The sequence below is a fragment of the Photobacterium panuliri genome (assembly GCF_059920555.1).
Map to the genome: position 1 here is coordinate 416127 of NZ_CP197193.1, position 16305 is coordinate 432431.

At 47.0% G+C, this 16305-nt stretch carries 14 protein-coding genes; 7 read left to right on the plus strand and 7 right to left on the minus strand.

The window, feature by feature from the left end; genetic code table 11:
• Positions 1-2: 2 nt before the first annotated feature.
• The gene (locus tag ACSF8X_RS18030) at positions 3-443 is read left to right on the plus strand and encodes a PAS domain-containing protein (RefSeq protein WP_047880000.1); all 441 of its coding nucleotides are present in this window, start codon (positions 3-5) and stop codon (positions 441-443) included.
• Between the two features lie 324 nt (positions 444-767).
• Positions 768-1748: an outer membrane beta-barrel protein gene (locus tag ACSF8X_RS18035; RefSeq protein ID WP_047880001.1), complete on the plus strand. Its 981-nt coding sequence runs from the start codon at positions 768-770 to the stop codon at positions 1746-1748.
• A gap of 86 nt (positions 1749-1834) precedes the next feature.
• Here ACSF8X_RS18035 and sstT read toward each other — a convergent pair whose 3' ends face one another.
• The 7 genes from sstT to ACSF8X_RS18070 form a co-directional block, all read right to left on the minus strand.
• A complete protein-coding gene (gene sstT, locus ACSF8X_RS18040) occupies positions 1835-3079 on the minus strand; it encodes a serine/threonine transporter SstT (protein ID WP_047880002.1) in 1245 nt (414 codons plus the stop codon).
• 378 nt (positions 3080-3457) lie between these two features.
• Complete coding sequence (locus ACSF8X_RS18045) at positions 3458-5188, minus strand: BatD family protein (protein WP_500851883.1); 1731 nt, start codon at positions 5186-5188, stop codon at positions 3458-3460.
• Between the two features lie 7 nt (positions 5189-5195).
• Entirely contained in the window at positions 5196-7406 is a 2211-nt protein-coding gene (locus tag ACSF8X_RS18050; protein WP_500851884.1) for a VWA domain-containing protein, read from the minus strand.
• Entirely contained in the window at positions 7399-8367 is a 969-nt protein-coding gene (locus ACSF8X_RS18055) for a vWA domain-containing protein (RefSeq protein ID WP_047879274.1), read from the minus strand. The genes ACSF8X_RS18050 and ACSF8X_RS18055 overlap by 8 nt, the downstream gene beginning before the upstream one ends.
• Complete coding sequence (locus ACSF8X_RS18060; protein ID WP_047879275.1) at positions 8360-8869, minus strand: DUF4381 domain-containing protein; 510 nt, start codon at positions 8867-8869, stop codon at positions 8360-8362. The genes ACSF8X_RS18055 and ACSF8X_RS18060 overlap by 8 nt, the downstream gene beginning before the upstream one ends.
• Positions 8862-9854 carry a DUF58 domain-containing protein gene (locus tag ACSF8X_RS18065; protein WP_047879276.1) on the minus strand — a complete coding sequence of 331 codons (993 nt, stop codon included), beginning with the start codon at positions 9852-9854 and terminating at the stop codon, positions 8862-8864. Before ACSF8X_RS18065 ends, ACSF8X_RS18060 begins: the two co-directional genes overlap by 8 nt.
• Entirely contained in the window at positions 9851-10807 is a 957-nt protein-coding gene (locus tag ACSF8X_RS18070) for an AAA family ATPase (protein WP_500851885.1), read from the minus strand. The genes ACSF8X_RS18065 and ACSF8X_RS18070 overlap by 4 nt, the downstream gene beginning before the upstream one ends.
• A 691-nt stretch (positions 10808-11498) precedes the next feature.
• Between ACSF8X_RS18070 and ACSF8X_RS18075 the strand changes: the two genes are divergently transcribed.
• The 5 genes from ACSF8X_RS18075 to ACSF8X_RS18095 all read left to right on the plus strand — a co-directional run bounded on the left by ACSF8X_RS18075 (position 11499) and on the right by ACSF8X_RS18095 (position 16269).
• Entirely contained in the window at positions 11499-12239 is a 741-nt protein-coding gene (locus tag ACSF8X_RS18075) for an SDR family oxidoreductase (RefSeq protein WP_047879278.1), read from the plus strand.
• Positions 12240-12277: 38 nt separating this feature from the next.
• Positions 12278-13486 carry an acetyl-CoA C-acetyltransferase gene (locus tag ACSF8X_RS18080; RefSeq protein WP_047879279.1) on the plus strand — a complete coding sequence of 403 codons (1209 nt, stop codon included), beginning with the start codon at positions 12278-12280 and terminating at the stop codon, positions 13484-13486.
• A gap of 77 nt (positions 13487-13563) precedes the next feature.
• The gene (locus tag ACSF8X_RS18085; protein WP_047879280.1) at positions 13564-13911 is read left to right on the plus strand and encodes a phasin family protein; all 348 of its coding nucleotides are present in this window, start codon (positions 13564-13566) and stop codon (positions 13909-13911) included.
• Between the two features lie 68 nt (positions 13912-13979).
• Positions 13980-15797 carry a class I poly(R)-hydroxyalkanoic acid synthase gene (phaC, locus tag ACSF8X_RS18090; RefSeq protein WP_047879333.1) on the plus strand — a complete coding sequence of 606 codons (1818 nt, stop codon included), beginning with the start codon at positions 13980-13982 and terminating at the stop codon, positions 15795-15797.
• A gap of 97 nt (positions 15798-15894) precedes the next feature.
• A complete protein-coding gene (locus ACSF8X_RS18095; RefSeq protein WP_500851886.1) occupies positions 15895-16269 on the plus strand; it encodes a VanZ family protein in 375 nt (124 codons plus the stop codon).
• Positions 16270-16305 lie beyond the last annotated feature (36 nt).

The window sequence follows — 16305 nt, forward strand, 5'->3', positions numbered from 1 at the left end:
TCATGCTGTCATTACCTGCTGAGTTTGAGCAGTTTCACTGGATGGTAGATATGGTCCAGCATGTGGATATGGGCCTGATCGTCCTTGACCGTGAATATACAATCCATGTTTGGAACGGGTTTATGACCCACCACAGTGGCAAGCAATCGCATGAAGTGTTGGGTAAGTGCTTCTTTGATGTATTTCCTGAGGTTCCAAGGCCTTGGTTTGAAGCGAAGTCTAAACCCGTTTTTAATCTCGGTTGCCGTAGCTTTCTGATTTGGCGTCAGCGGCCATACCTGTTTAAGTGTCGTAATGTCCGTCCTATTACCCAGCAGGCTCCGTTCATGTACCAGAACGTTACACTTAACCCGATGACATCACCTCGAGGGGATGTGGAATATATGTTCCTGTCGGTAGACGACGTAACCTCTGAAGCCATGCTGGAATTACACAAAGGTTAGTCTGTTTATGCCTTGCTGCATCTTGGCATAACAGGTTCGTATTTAAAAAAGCAGGAATAGCCGGTTATTCTTGCTTTTTATCATTCTCGATGCACATTTCCCTCTTGGTGGGCGTTGAATATCCCAAAGTCCCTCATATTTCCTATTCCGTTTGCCTTTTGTTATTGCCCATTGTTTTACTTTGAAAAAATAATTGTAATTATTTTGTATGACGTCTTAAATTTGTTCTAATACTTATGTGGGATGTTGTTATCATAAACTTGGTTTTAAAGTGGTAACGTACATTGTAAGTAGTGGCAAAAATAACAATAAGGGACGTAAATCATGACAAAATTACTCAAAGTGCTTCCATTGGCCTTGTTGGTGTCTGGTGCGGTGCAGGCTGCAACAGATAACCCGTGGTATGTTGGTGCTCGAGTCGGCGGAACAAGTTTCAGTAGCCTGGACGGGGTAATCGAGAATGTAGATGCGGAAAAAGATGACTGGGGGGGCGGTGCCTTTATTGGTTATAACTTTACCCCGTGGTTTGCCCTAGAAGGTGGCTATACGTATTTAGGCCAACTTGATTTCGCCAATGATGGCTATGAAGTTCAGGCATTGGATCTCGTTGGTAAGTTTACTTACGAGGTCTCAAAAGAGTTTGATATCTATGCCAAGTTGGGTGCTGCAGGGTTCGATGTTGATAATGGCGTGATCAATGAAGACGATACTGGGGTGTCTGGTACTGCTGGCGTCGGTCTTGAATACTACTTCAGCAACAATCTGTCAGCACGTCTTGAATATCAATACTACAACCAAGTTGGTGATACCCAGATCCCAGGCGAGACGGATGTACATTTCTATGGTGTCGGTCTGGTTTACCACTGGGGTGCTCCAGCGCCACTTCCTGTTGTTGAGCCGAAACCTGAACCTGTTGTTGAGCCAGAGCCTGTGCCACAAATTGTGAAGGTTCCTTCGGTTGGTGCAATTTTGCCATTTGCGTTTGATAGTGATGCGCTAAGTCAGGCTGATATTGAGATGCTCCAGCCAGTTGCGCAGCAGTTGGTGAATTACCCGCAGACTAGCCTGTATGTAGTGGGCCACTCTGATAGCCGAGGCCGTGAAGCCTATAACCAGAAGCTTTCTGAAGAGCGTGCGCAAGCTGTAGCTGGTTATGTATCTAACCAGTTTGGTATTGATAAGAGCCGTATCGTTGTACAAGGCAAGGGCGAGTTAGAGCCTGTTGCGCCGAATGATACAGAGGAAGGTCGCGCGAAAAACCGTCGTGTAGAAGTGTTTGTTCCGGGTTTTGAAGTCGAGCAATAAGTATTTCGTAATCTTCGATATATAAAAAAACAGGCCAATTGGCCTGTTTTTTTTATGCTGTTTTATTATGGATATTAATGTCGATCTTATGCCGCAGTATTTTGTTGGGCAGTTTGTGCTTTTGCTTCAGCGGCTTTGCATGCCGCAGCTGTAAAGATGACATCGGTTGAGCTGTTAAGCGCCGTTTCGGCTGAGTCTTGGATGACACCGATAATGAAGCCAACCGCAACAACTTGCATCGCCACATCGTTCGGCACACCAAAGAGGCTACAGGCGAGAGGGATCAGTAGTAGCGAACCACCAGCAACCCCCGATGCACCACAAGCAGAAACCGCAGCGACAATACTCAGGAGTATGGCTGTTGCAAGGTCGACCTCAATTCCGAGAGTGTGTACGGCTGCCAGTGACAGAATAGTGATCGTGATAGCCGCGCCACCCATATTGATGGTTGCCCCTAGCGGGATAGACACTGAATAGGTGTCTTCATGAAGATCCAGCTTTTTGCACAGTTCCATGTTTACCGGGATATTTGCTGCTGAACTACGGGTAAAGAAGGCGGTGATGCCACTCTCACGTAGGCAGCGAAGTACCAACGGGTATGGGTTCTCGCGCGTTTTGAAGAAAACGATCGCTGGGTTAACGACAAAGGCAAGAGTAAGCATACAGCCTAATAGTACAGCCAGTAAGTGACCGTAGCCGATCAGCGCATCGAAGCCAGTTTGGGCGAAGGTGTTGGCAACGAGGCCGAAAATACCAATTGGGGCCAGACGAATAATGAAACGGACGATGAGCGTGATACCGTTGGATACGTCATGGAATATCTGCTTGGTTGCATCGCTGGCTTGGTGAAGAGATAGGCCCAGCGCAATAGCCCACGCCAAAATCCCGATGAAATTACCGGTCATTAGTGCATTTACTGGGTTGTCGACAACGTTCAGCAGTAGTGTATTGATGACTTCGGCGATGCCTTCAGGCGGGGTAGCCCCTTCCGCGCTCGTTACCAGAGTTAGAGTGGTTGGGAAAAGGAAACTCATGGTTACTGCGGTCAATGACGCCATTAATGTACCGAATAGGTAAAGCACAATGATAGGCTTCATATTGGTATGTGCGCCTTTTTTCTGGTTGGCAATAGATGATGCAACCAGAATGAAGACCAGTATCGGTGCAACAGCTTTTAATGCACTGACGAACAGGTTACCAAGGAATCCAACTTTGACAGCGGCTTCACTTGAGAAGAGTGCAAGCAGAACACCAGCAATAATACCAAAGAGTATTTGGATTACGAGGCTGCCGTTCGCGACTCGGGCTAGAAAGGGTTGTGTTTGATTCATATTACATCCTGCAGATTTTAATAGTTATTGACCGTCTCCAACATCAGCCTGTCCACAGGTGGCAAGAGACGGTGCGGGAAGAGTGAAATCTTGCCCGCGTCACATTTTGTAACAGGAATTTTGGCATAATTCCATACCATATCAATATAAACTTTTGCGCAACCATCATTTAACATTCCATTTCTCTAGAGATGGAAACGTTTGGCTTATGCTGAGAGCACAAAAAATCAGATGTTAACAATGGTAAAAAACAAGGATGTGGGGTTGTTAAAAAGCCCACATGAGTGGGCTTTCAGAGTGAGATAAAATTCAGTGATAGCGCTAAATAGTTAAATACTTTTTAAGTATCACTGCATTTTTATACATTTACAGTTCTAATTACTCTGGTTCAATGGGGGTCAGTGCTGGTTTCTTATCTGTTTGACTCCGTAGTGGCTCTTTCTCAATGGTTTCCAGTAGAGACAGCAGTGTTTTTTGAGCATCTTTAACACTTTCATCTTTTTTGCCGTTCTCTGTACTTTGCTTGGCTGCATAGGAGCTCGCCATGATTGCCGAGATGAGTTTACGGACCTGTTGTTCCTGCGGATGATTGGGTTGAGCCTGTTGCCACTTTTTCATGTGGTATTGCAGCTGGATGTTATCGTTAGCTTTGATAGCCTGACGCATTCCTGCCAGTGGTGATGGAATAGCCTTATCAGTGCCGGGGATCAACACCGTGGTACTAGCGATCAAAGCAAGGCGTTTGTTACGTTCATTGATGAACAGCCAGATGGTCAATAACCATAATCCCGCGAAAATACCCGTTGCCCAAATCCATACCGGGTTGCTGGCGGTTTCTGCCGTTTGCGGAGTTGGCGTAGGCTGCGGGTTCGCTGTGGTGTTTGGAGCAAGATTGACAGGTGCTGCTGTATTGTTATCGATAGTTGATGGGTTATCGCCCGGCATAACGGTGAGCGAGAGTCCATCAACCTTGCTGGTTTGTTGTTTGTCGTTGGCCGTATCCCACCAATTAATAGCCAGTGATGGTAGTGTTAAGGTGCCATCTTGGCGTGGAATGATGACCTGTTTTAGGGTCATTGTTGTATAACCTTGATCCGAACCGTAGACAGGTTTTTCACTGTAAACCCGAACCGATGATGGATAGGTCAGGTTTAGGTTCGGTAGACGGCTCTGTTCGATATTTTTTACCCTGAGGGTAAGGATTCGAGTGATAGGTTCGCCGACTTTGACGCTATTGGTTGTTGGTTGCCATTGCTGGGAAAGTTGGAGATCTTCGGTAGGTAGCCAAACATCTTGGTAACCGGCTGGTTTGTTTTTTACATGTAGCACTTCTTGTTCGGCTGCTTTGTTAAACGGCAAACGCAGGGTCGAGCCAAATCCTCGGCTACCTTTGATGATAGTACCGGAGAACTCCGCCCCGTGCAGGGTAATATTGCCTGCGCTGGTTGGTGTAATTTGGTATTTGCGAATAACAACAAGATAACGCTTACCGTTAAGGACGGTTTCGACTTGGCGATCTTCCCCTAGTTGATGGACCTCTAATCCGTCACCGGATGGTGCCGTAAGCGAGGCTTGCCGTATTTGCTCTCCTAGTTGGACGCGTACCGTATATTCGGCGCTTTCACCAAGGTAAAGGCTTGATTTATCAAGGTCTGCCATCACTTTTATATCAGGTGTTGCTGTATTTGTTTGCCCGTCACTGGCTGTTTTAAGTGATGTAATTGTAATTGGATCTGTGCTTGAAGCGCCAATACGAAAGCTCGGAATCGTAAATTCGCCAATTTCTTTGGTGGCTAATGCCACCGTCCATTCTGTGCTGCGACTTACCGTTCCGTTGATGATTTGGGTGCCGCTACTTGCTGATGGCGTACCGATGTTGAAATGCTCTTTTAATACCGAGAGATCGAGAGCATTGGTATTAACGTTGTCATCGATAGATACCTGTAATTGAAATACCTCATGGACGCCAACGACATTCTTGCTGACGGTGGCAACCGCTTGAGCTGCATAAGTGGCCGAGGTGAAAAATAAGCCCATGAAAGTGGCTAAACACAGCATAGCGTGCTTGAGCTGGAGGGGCATAATGGATGCAAAATTTCGGGTATTCATTATCACATTACCATGAGTTATCAGTTTGATTTGGTGCTCGTCTTTCTCGGGCTTGCAGAATCATCTGCGCACGGATAAGGGCACTGGTATCATCTGGGATTTGTTCCAGTTTTTTGAGTACGGGATTGCTAGCTTGAATCGCCTCATTCCCAGTCTTTGAATCAGAAGCCGCCAATGCTGATGCGGTGTCATCCTCTTTGTTACCGGGGCGGCCATTGTCCTTGGTGACAGTGGCGGTGGTGTTATCGGACTTTTCGTCGCTTTGCTTAACCGCTCCCTGTTGCTGCTGGCCTTGCTGTGACTGACTACTGCTGTCTTGTCTCTGCTGGCCTTGCTGTGACTGAGTACTGCTGTCTTGTCTCTGCTGGCCTTGCTGTGACTGACTATTGTTGTCTTGTTGCTGGCCTTGCTGCGACTGACTGTTACTGTCTTGTTGCTGCTGGCCTTGCTGTGACTGACTATTGTTGTCTTGTTGCTGGCCTTGCTGCGACTGACTGTTGTTGTCTTGTTGCTGCTGGCCTTGCTGCGACTGACTATTGTTGTCTTGTTGCTGCTGGCCTTGCTGCGATTGACTATTGTTGTCTTGTTGCTGCTGGCCTTGCTGCGACTGACTATTGTCGTCTTGTTGCTGCTTACCTTGCTGCGACTGACTGTTACTGTCTTGTTGCTGCTGACCTTGCTGCGACTGACTGTTGCCGTCTTGTTGTTGTTGGCCTTGCTGCGACTGACTATTGTCGTCTTGTTGCTGCTTACCTTGCTGCGACTGACTGTTGCTGTCTTGTTGCTGCTGGCCTTGCTGCGACTGATTATTGCTGTCTTGTTGTTGCTGACCTTGCTGTGACTGACTGTTGCCGTCTTGTTGTTGCTGATCTTGTTTCTGTTTTTGTAAGGATTCGACGACCTTGAGGTTTTCTGATGCCCCCGGATAGTCCGGATTGTCGGCCAGCAAGTCCTGATAAGTCTTGGCGGCATTTTCCAATTGCCCGGCCTGCGCATAGGCATTGCCTAGATTAAAACGAGAATCATCATCTTTTAGTGGCTTCCATGTGTCGATGGCCTGCTGGTAATCTTTTGCCCGATAATAGGCACTACCTTTCCAGCGGGGATCATTGAAGTGTTTGGCGGCTTCGGCAAAGTTGCCTTGTTCAAACAATTGATGTCCTTGGGTATTACTGTTGTTGAACGCATCGGAGACTATGCTGGCATGGACAGGTTCTACAGGAATTAGCACGAGAGCTGCAGCAAGGACAATCCCTCGGCGAAATCCAAACAAAGCAAGAATAACAATGGGGATCATCAGCCAAAAGCCATTGTTGACCCGCTCTTCAAGTGTTTGTTGTTTGTCTTTGTTTGCCGCTTGTTCGGGTTTTGCGGTTGCTGCAATCAGCTTTTCAACATCATGGTTACTGGTGTCGGCTTGAACGAAGATACCGTTAGTTGCTTTGACCAAAGGGGTTATGGTGTTGATGTCCAATTTACTGATCACTGTGTTGCCAGTATCGTTTGTGAGTAGGTGGCCGTCAGGAAGTTGGATCGGTGCGCCTTGCGTTGAACCAACAGCAAGAACGGATAGGCGGTAAGGATTTGCTTTTAGCAAACTTAGGCTGGCCGCCGATTCGGATTCACTTAATCCGTCGGTGATCATGATGATATCACCTTGTTGAAAGCCTGCTTGCTTGAGCAGATCAATCGCTTCTTTGATGCCTGCCGCTGCATTACTGCCTGCAATTGGCATGATTTCTGGCGACAGGTGAGGGATCAAGTTCGCGAGAGTTTGAGCATCCTTAGTTAGAGGACTGATGGTGTAGCCATCACCGGCGTAGGCAACCAAACCTGTACTGCCTTCTTGCCAGCCTGGCAGTAAGTCCAAGGCTTTGTATCTGGCTTGCGAAAGTCGGTTTGGGGCCATATCGGTAGCATACATTGATTGGGACATATCCATCACCAATACTCGAGCACCAGAAAGGCTATAGGCCGGTACGGTGTCTTTTTGCCAACTTGGGCCAGCCAGAGCAATGCAGGCCAATACCCAGACTAGGCTAACGCCAGGAATCAGGGCTTTCTGGCTGGTGGATTGGCCGATCCCCAGTTTTTCTGCCAAGTGCGAGGCAATTAGACCTTGCTGGTGTGTTGTGTTGCGGCGTAGCCAAGGCACTATCAGTAATAGGGGGACGAGTGCCAGTAGCCACAGAGGATAAAGAAAAGTAAATTCACTCATGACGCTTTCTCAATATCATTACAACAACCGAGAACAGTAACGCAATTCCGAGGGGGTAGCGGAACAACTCTTGCCGTGGCCGCCATGTTTGTTGCGCGGTATTGACCGGTTCTAGTTGGTTAATAATGTCGTAGATTTTTTCCAATTCTTGCGGATTGCGTGCTCGGAAGTATTGGCCTCCTGTCATATCGGCAATACGTTTGAGCGTTCTTTCGTCTAGATCCTGTGATGGATTAACCGTTCGGGTTGAAAAGAAGGTTCTTTGTTCCATTTCTTCAGCGCCGACACCCACGGTATAGATAGTCGCTTTACTTTTGGCGGCCAGTCGGGCGGCTTCTAGAGGATCGATGACCCCGGCAGTATTGGCACCGTCGCTGAGCAAGATAATGACCCGCTGTGGTGCATCGCTTTCAATAAAGGTTTTGGTGGCGATGCCAAGCCCTTCACCGATTGCTGTACTTTGGCCGATGAGTCCCAGCACCGTTCGTCCTAACTGATCCTGTACCGTTTTTCGGTCAAATGTCAGCGGTGTTTGCAGGTAGGCATGGTTGGCAAATAGTACCAAACCGATACGGTCGCCTTCGCGTTCTGCGATGAACTTATCTAACACTGCTTTTACTGCGGTAAGGCGGTCGGTGTTGTTTCCGTTCCCGAGATCCATGTCTTTGATCGACATCGATCCTGATAGATCCACCGCCAGCATAATATCCCTGTGTTCAGGGTTTATATGAATAGGCTCTCCGTACCATATAGGACGGATCAAGGCTGTAATAAGGCATAGCCAAGCCATTCCCATAAAAATGCTAATCCAGCGGTTGCTGCGTTGTTGAATGCCAACCCCGGCCGGGAGCCTAGGCAGCCGAATGGCAGCGGATGGCCTATGGCGTGCCGGAGCGAACCGGTAGATTAACAGTGGCAGAGGTAGCAGGAGCAACGCCCATAGCCATGCAAATTCAAGCATTTTTGTCACCTTCGTGAATTTGTGGCGAGTGGGTCAATTTGGCATGTTTGATCCACAGCTCAGATAATTTGAAACAAACGCGGTATTCATCGGGAGTCAACGGCTTGCCTGAAAACAAACCTTGCTGCCAGAGTGGGGCTAATTCCACAAATCCACGTTTTTTACCTGTTAATTGACTATCAAGAAACTCAAGCCATGCCGCGCCCGCTAACCCTGCAACATATTGTCGGGGTAGGTAGCTCATGGCGACTTGGCGCAAAAGCAAGTTGAGCTCGTTGAAAGATGACGGGTTGGATAACGATTTCAGTCGTACCAACGCCTCTTGTCGGGCAAGGCGCTGCTGTTTGCGTTGTTTAAGTCTCACGTAAAGATAGGCAATTGCGACAATGAGCAAGGCGATGACGACCCACCAAGCCCATCCCAAAGGCCAATAGCTTGGGATATCAGGAAGATGGATATCAACAAGCATGTCCATTGGTTGTGAGGGTTGAGCGTTAGTCATTTGCCCCTCCAGTGATTAGCTGTTCCGAGAACGAAGTGTAGGAATGGCCGTTTAATTGCCCCAGTTGCGTGAGTAACGGAATGGCGGCAGAGATGGAATGTAACGGCACCGCCATTCGTTTGCAGAATGCATGGAGAAATTGCTGCTGGTCATCATATAGCTGGCTCAACCCGTGACGGGTTTTGCTGGCGGAAAAATCAATCCATGTTGACTGTTGGTCATCGGTGACGAAGGCGGTTCCTCGGTATGGGGTTTGGCCTGCTTCGAGAGGATCAGACAGGTGGACGAACTGAATGCGGTTATGCTGACGCAATTGGCTTAATCGGCGCCTGTCGTTTTCTGTTAACTGGTAAAAATCGCTGATAATGACGATTTCGCTGCCTTTGGGGCATAGGTGCGCAAGCCGTTTTAGTGCATCAGAAAAGCGCTGACTAGATGGCTGTCCAAGATTGGAAAGTTGTTGGGTTTGGGCATTAATTAGGGCATTGATAACATGAAGTGCACCTTGTTGTCGTGAACGAGGTTTACATTCTGTTATTTGCTGATCGGTGAAGATGACAGCGCCGATACGGTCTTGCTCAGCAACAGTTAGCCAACTCAATAAACTGGCAAAATGTGCTGCCTGAACAGATTTGAGCATCAAGGTAGAGCCAAATTGCATGCTGGTGCTCAAGTCGACGAGTAGCATCACTGGTTGCTCGCGCTCTTCGGTAAATAACTTGGTGTGGGTTTTACCGCTGCGAGCGGTAACCCGCCAGTCAATGGCGCGGATATCATCCCCGGGTTGGTAGGGACGAACTTCGGCGAAATCCATGCCCCGGCCTTTGTGACGGCTCTGGTGCTTGCCGCTCAGTTGTGACCAGATACTGTGCGCGGGCGCAAGCCAGCGCACAGTTTGGTTTTTGTACTGGATAAGTTCAGCAAGACACACATTAACACCATCACTGTGACGAGGCAGTGCAAGTGATGTGGCTTGATTTTTCATGCGCAAGCAACCTGTGCTAGTAGCTGTTCGATAATTTGATCCGAAGAAATACCTTCGGCCTGTGCTTCATAGCTTAATAGAAGACGGTGGCGAAGAGCCGGGTAGGCCATGGCTTGTACGTCTTCAGGAGTGACGTAGTCGCGCCCGTTGAGCCATGCATGGGCACGAGCACAGCGATCAAGAGCCAATGTTGCTCGAGGGCTTACCCCCATCTGCAACCATTCAACAAGTTTAGGGCTGTATTTTTCCGGGCGGCGAGTTGCCATGATCAAGCGAATGATATAATGCTCGACCTCCTCTGCCATGTGGATGTTCAGCACCTGTTGGCGGGCATTGAAAATATCCTCTTGGCTAACGTTCACGGTTTCAGCTTGCTCAATACCGCGCGCTTCACCGCGATTAAGGCGCAAAATGGCCAGTTCGTGCTCACCATCAGGATAGTCGACATTCAACTGAAGCAAGAAACGGTCAAGCTGCGCTTCGGGCAGTGGGTATGTCCCTTCTTGTTCGATAGGGTTTTGGGTTGCCATGACCAAGAACAAATCAGGTAATGGGTATGTTTTTCTTCCCGCGGTAATTTGTTTCTCGGCCATCGCCTCTAGCATAGCGGCTTGTACTTTTGCTGGGGCTCGGTTGATCTCATCGGCGAGAAGGAGCGAGTTGAAGATCGGCCCAGGCTGGAAGGTAAATTCACCGGTTTCAGGGCGATAGATGTCTGTGCCAGTCAGGTCGGCAGGCAAGAGATCCGGTGTAAATTGAATGCGATGAAAGTTACCTTCAATACAGTCTGACAAGACTTTTACGGCACGGGTTTTGGCAAGTCCTGGGGGACCTTCAACTAAAATGTGACCGTCAGCTAGAAGGGCTATCAGCAGTTGCTTGACAAGCTCGGGTTGACCAATGACCTGACTACTCAGGTATTCTTGAAGGCGTTGAAAAGTAGACGTCAACATAATGCAGTGTCCTGTCTTGTTACTCATAGTATGTAGATATGGTCATTGAGACTAGTTTCAATGTTTTAAGTTCCTTTTGCTGAAACTATGTCGAGTTAATTGCTTTTTTCTTAATCACCTTTGCTCTTGCTCGCTTGCTATCTGACGCTCATATACTTCTTTTTCCGTGACATCCTCTTCTGAATTGCGCCTGCCTCAAAAATGCCTGTTGTTATAGGAAATTGGGGTTCAGATGATGGCGCGTTGTGATTGTTTGTTGGTCATTTCATGGTGTGCATAATTGCGCGTTATTTGTGCACGCTTGGTAACAACGAATCATTAATGCCTTTGTTGTTTTCTTTATCATTTTGCGAAGTCGTTAAAAATTTGCTTTTGCGGGGCCGATCAAATGAAACAATGTTGACGCATTTGTTGATTAACCTCTTTGCAGTTCATTAATGTGATTCTATGCAGGTATATTGGTACGACCATTGATGCAGTGAGTTGATAATAGTATGCGTGTGTGTTCTTATAATATTTGTGAAGTGTAGCAGTCATAGAATTGCCTTATTCACTCAATAAGATGAAACACAGAAAAATATAATAATGCGAAAAAGCATTAAGTCTGGTTAGTGGCCTTTAAAAGTAAAGACGTTAAGGTGTTGTTATTTAAGCTGTATATCATCATCTTGATGGAATGGAGTCTTCTCGAATGGAAAAAAAAGCATTAGTGACAGGTGCGAAGGGCGGTATTGGCTCTGCAATTACCCAAGGATTGGTGGATGCAGGGTTCAAGGTTATAGCAACTTACTTTCCAAGTGGGGAAAGCAAGGCAAAAGAATGGTTTAAAGAAAATAATTATTCAGATGAACAGGTAAGGTTGTTCCCGTTAGATGTTACGGATGCAGCATATTGTGAAGAAGCGCTGGCAACATTGTTGCAAGAGGAAGGTAACATTGATGTTCTTGTCAATAATGCCGGAATTACGCGTGACACCACTTTCAAACGTATGACGAAAGAACAATGGCATGATGTTATAACAACTAATTTGAATAGCTTGTATAACGTTACCCATCCGTTGTTCTCTTCGATGTGTGAAAAAGGGAATGCTCGGATTATTAATATTTCTTCGGTTAATGGCCTAAAGGGACAGTTTGGCCAAGCTAATTACTCAGCCGCTAAAGCTGGCATGATTGGCTTTACCAAAGCTTTGGCTGCCGAAGGTGCGCGATTTGGCGTAACAGTTAACGCGATTGCCCCTGGCTATACTGGCACGCCAATGGTTGAGGCTATCAAACCAGAAGTACTTGATAGCATCAAGGCGGAAATCCCCATGAAACGCCTGGCAGCTCCCTCCGAAGTTGCTGCATCGGTTGCATTTCTTGCAAGTGATGCGGCTGCATATATCACTGGTGAAACACTGTCCGTTAACGGCGGATTGTATATGCACTAATTGATTGTTAACCCTGAAATGAAAGGATGCATTTAATCATGTCAAAAGTATTTATTGTTGCAGCTAAGCGTACTCCACTTGGCAGTTTTAATGGCGCGCTTAAATCGGTACCTGCTGCACAATTGGCTGCAGTTGCGATTAAGTCGGCGCTGGAACAAGCAAAAGTTGATCCATCACAGGTGGATGAAGTAATTCTGGGTAACGTTGTTGGTGCGGGGCAAGGTATGGGGCCTGGCCGTCAGGCTGCAATTGCTGCAGGTATTCCGGTGGAAGTGCCTGCTTATAGTTTGAATATGGTGTGTGGGTCGGGGATGAAAGCCGTAATGGATGCGGCTGCGCATATTAAAGCCGGTGATGCCGAATTGGTTGTTGCAGCCGGTGCTGAAAATATGTCCCAGATTCCATTCTGTGCATCCTCTGCAATTCGTGACGGGCAGAAGATGGGCAGCTTGAGCCTCGACGATTTGCTGATTACTGATGGCCTGACGGACGTATTCAACAATTACCACATGGGCGTAACGGCTGAGAATGTTGTGGCGAAGGTTGGGCTTAACCGTGAACAGCAAGACAACTTTGCTTTGGCAAGCCAGCAAAAAGCGGTTGCCGCGATTGAGCAAGGAAAATTTGTCGAAGAGATTGCGCCAGTTGAAGTAACTGCACGTCGTCAGACCAGTGTTGTCGATACCGATGAGTACCCCAAAGCCGATGCATCTATCGAGGGGCTAGCGAAACTGCGCCCAGCCTTTAAGAAAGAGGGGGGCTCTGTGACTGCAGGTAACGCATCGGGTATTAACGATGGTGGTAGTGCAATTATTGTGGCATCAGAAGAGGCCGTTAAAAAGTACGGCTTAACGCCACTGGCTGAGATTGAAAGTTATGCGCAGGCCGGTGTTGATCCTTCGATTATGGGGCTTGGTCCTGTGCCTGCCGTAACGAAGGCCTTGGCAAAAGCCAATCTTTCGATTGCGGAAATTGGACTGTTTGAATTTAACGAAGCGTTTGCCGGCCAGGCATTAGGTGTTTTACATGAACTGGCTGACGAGCTGGGTACTCAGGTCGAGGATTTGGCCGAGCGCTCAAATGTAAACGGTGGTGCGATTGCATTGGGGCACCCGCTGGGTGCATCGGGCAACCGTATCATTGTCAGCCTTCTTCATGAAATGCGTCGGCGTGGTACAGAACATGGCCTTGCCACCCTATGTGTTGGGGGCGGCATGGGTACTGCCGTTGTATTGAAAAGCGTGTAATAGAATAGACATTCTCTGGTGCCTAAAAAATGCGTTTAGGCACTTAAATTACTTTAATCGAAATGAAGGAAACCGCTATGTATACGGAAATGTTTAAGTCTTTTTCTGAGCAGACTGAAAAATCTCTAGCACCATATGTAAAGTTCAACAAGCTTTTCACTAAGAACGTTGAAGATCTTACCGAGCTTCAGCTTGCTGCGGTACGTGCTTATAGCGAACTTGGCCTATCTCAGCTTAAAGCTGTTAGCGAAGTGAAAGACGTTCAGTCTTTTGCTGCATTTAATGGTCAGCAGCTTGAGACGCTAACTAAGCTTTCTCAGCAGCTAATCGACGACAGCAATAAGTTTACGGCTATTGCTCAGTCGTTTAAAACTGAAGTAGAAGAGCTGGTTGCAGAGAACGTAAAACAAGCCACTCCTGCATAAGTGAAATGACCGTTCAGCCGTCCATTATTATGGACGGCTTTTTTAGTCCAAGTGTCGAGGTCATTACCATGAACCAGAACTTATTTACGGACTACTTTGCCAAGCTTCAGGAAATGAACCAAATGTGGTGGAAGGAGCTGGATTCAGGCAAGGCAGCCATTAATTCACCGCTGAACAAGGCCCTCAATGAACTTAGCATGGAAGATACCGCTAAGTTGTTGGAGAAGGCGGCCTCGCAGCCTGCTGTGTTGGCAAAAGTTCAGATGGACTGGTGGGAAAACCAGATGAAAATCTGGCAAAACGTCACCATGAAAAACGGTAATGAATCTGATCTGGTTATTCCAGAGAAAGATGACAAGCGCTTTATGGACCCTGCTTGGGAAAACGAAGCGTTTTATAATTATATAAAACAATCCTATTTGCTATTTAGCAACAAGATGAGAGAGACCATTGAATCTATTGATGGTTTGGATGAGAAGGCTAAAGAGCGATTGAGCTTTTTCTCTCGTCAGGCGATTAATGCTCTGTCGCCAACCAACTTTATTACAACCAACCCAGAACTTGCCAAACTTACCGTTGAAACGAATGGTGAGAATTTGATAAAGGGGATGGAACTACTTCAGCAAGATTTGCAGTCCAGTGCAGATGTGCTCAAGATTCGAATGACCAATGATGCGGCATTTGAATTGGGTAAAGATGTTGCCAATACCCCGGGTGATGTCGTTTACAAGAACCATTTGTTCGAGCTGATTCAATACCGCCCTCAGACAGAAAATGTGAATGCAACACCGTTGCTGATTGTGCCGCCGTTCATCAACAAGTACTACATTCTTGATCTTCGTGAGAAGAACTCGATGGTACGTTGGCTGGTTGAGCAAGGGCATACTGTCTTTATGATGTCTTGGCGAAATCCTGATGCCAGCATGTTCGATATCGACTTTGATAACTATGTTGTTGATGGTGTTGTTAAGGCTGTTGATGTTGTCGAAGACATCACTGGTGAGAAGTCGATCAACGCTGCGGGCTATTGTATTGGTGGCACTTTGTTGGCTACGGCATTGGCATATTACAGCGCCAAGCGTATGCGCAGTCGGATTAAATCGGCCACGTTCTTCACCACGCTGCTCGATTTTTCACAGCCTGGCGAGATTGGTGCGTATATCAATGATCCGATCATTTCTGCCATTGAGACACAAAACGAAGCCAAAGGTTACATGGATGGTCGCTCGTTAAGCGTAACGTTTAGCTTGCTACGTGAAAATAGCCTGTACTGGAACTACTACATCAACAATTATCTCAAGGGTAACAGCCCTATTGATTTTGATCTGTTGTATTGGAATGGTGATAGTACAAACGTTGCCGTGGCCTGCCACAGCACGTTATTGCGCCAGTTCTACCTTGAAAACAAGCTCGTAGATCCGAAAGGCTATAAAGTGGGGGGCGTCTATATTGATCTGTCTAAGATCAAGATACCAACTTACTTTATATCAACCCAAGAAGATCATATTGCGCTATGGCAGGGTACTTATCGTGGTGCGAAGAACCTTGGCGGTAAGTCAACGTTTGTTCTGGGTGAATCGGGGCATATTGCCGGTATTGTTAATCATCCGGCGAAAAATAAATATGGCTTCTGGACCAATGACAAAATGGCTGCCGATCCTGAAACTTGGCTCAAAGGGGCTAAGCGCGAGGAAGGATCATGGTGGGGTCACTGGAATAACTGGCTAGCCGGTTTTGAAGGTGCAGAGCCGATTGCAGCCCGTGTTGCTGGTAATGATAATTACCCTGTTCGTGCTGATGCACCGGGTGATTATGTGAAGCAAAAATTGCCGATTGAAGTCTCTAACGCTATCAAGGATCCGCTTGCTAGTTTGAGTGAAGCTTAATCTCTTATTTTGCGATAACATGAAGCGCAACTACTTTACGTAGTTGCGCTTTTTTTTGTTACGTTATTATGATTAATTTTTTATGATTGGAGAGGCTGTGAAATCTGTCATTCGTGTTATCGACCATTATTGGTGGCAATTAACGGTAGTTATTCTTATTGCTATTAGCGTGTTGTCGTTAACGCCTTTTGAGCATTTGCCACCGGCTCCTGGTAGCGATAAAACCCATCACTTTGTGGCTTATGCCGCAGTTGCTTTTCCTTTGATGTTGCGCCTGCCTAGGTATTGGTATTGTTACCTTTTAGGTTTAGCCGGATGGAGCGGGATTATCGAGCTTATCCAGCCTTATGTGAACCGCTATGGTGAGTGGTTGGATCTTGCCGCGAATGTTGCGGGATTGGTGATTGGTAGCCTGTTGGCTTTAGCTATACGTTATTACCGTAGAAATGAAATAAAAACAGGCTCGAAATAGCGAACCTGTTTGATTGTTTAGGCGTGAATGCTAACG

Coding starts and splice junctions, on each gene's coding strand:
- ACSF8X_RS18055 (WP_047879274.1), bottom strand. CDS start 8,367: ATGCTTGAATTTGCATGGCTATGGGCGTTGCTCCTGCTACCTCTGCCA.
- ACSF8X_RS18060 (WP_047879275.1), bottom strand. CDS start 8,869: ATGACTAACGCTCAACCCTCACAACCAATGGACATGCTTGTTGATATC.
- ACSF8X_RS18065 (WP_047879276.1), bottom strand. CDS start 9,854: ATGAAAAATCAAGCCACATCACTTGCACTGCCTCGTCACAGTGATGGT.
- ACSF8X_RS18070 (WP_500851885.1), bottom strand. CDS start 10,807: ATGTTGACGTCTACTTTTCAACGCCTTCAAGAATACCTGAGTAGTCAG.
- ACSF8X_RS18045 (WP_500851883.1), bottom strand. CDS start 5,188: ATGAATACCCGAAATTTTGCATCCATTATGCCCCTCCAGCTCAAGCAC.
- ACSF8X_RS18035 (WP_047880001.1), top strand. CDS start 768: ATGACAAAATTACTCAAAGTGCTTCCATTGGCCTTGTTGGTGTCTGGT.
- ACSF8X_RS18080 (WP_047879279.1), top strand. CDS start 12,278: ATGTCAAAAGTATTTATTGTTGCAGCTAAGCGTACTCCACTTGGCAGT.
- ACSF8X_RS18085 (WP_047879280.1), top strand. CDS start 13,564: ATGTATACGGAAATGTTTAAGTCTTTTTCTGAGCAGACTGAAAAATCT.
- phaC (WP_047879333.1), top strand. CDS start 13,980: ATGAACCAGAACTTATTTACGGACTACTTTGCCAAGCTTCAGGAAATG.
- ACSF8X_RS18075 (WP_047879278.1), top strand. CDS start 11,499: ATGGAAAAAAAAGCATTAGTGACAGGTGCGAAGGGCGGTATTGGCTCT.
- ACSF8X_RS18030 (WP_047880000.1), top strand. CDS start 3: ATGCTGTCATTACCTGCTGAGTTTGAGCAGTTTCACTGGATGGTAGAT.
- ACSF8X_RS18050 (WP_500851884.1), bottom strand. CDS start 7,406: ATGAGTGAATTTACTTTTCTTTATCCTCTGTGGCTACTGGCACTCGTC.
- sstT (WP_047880002.1), bottom strand. CDS start 3,079: ATGAATCAAACACAACCCTTTCTAGCCCGAGTCGCGAACGGCAGCCTC.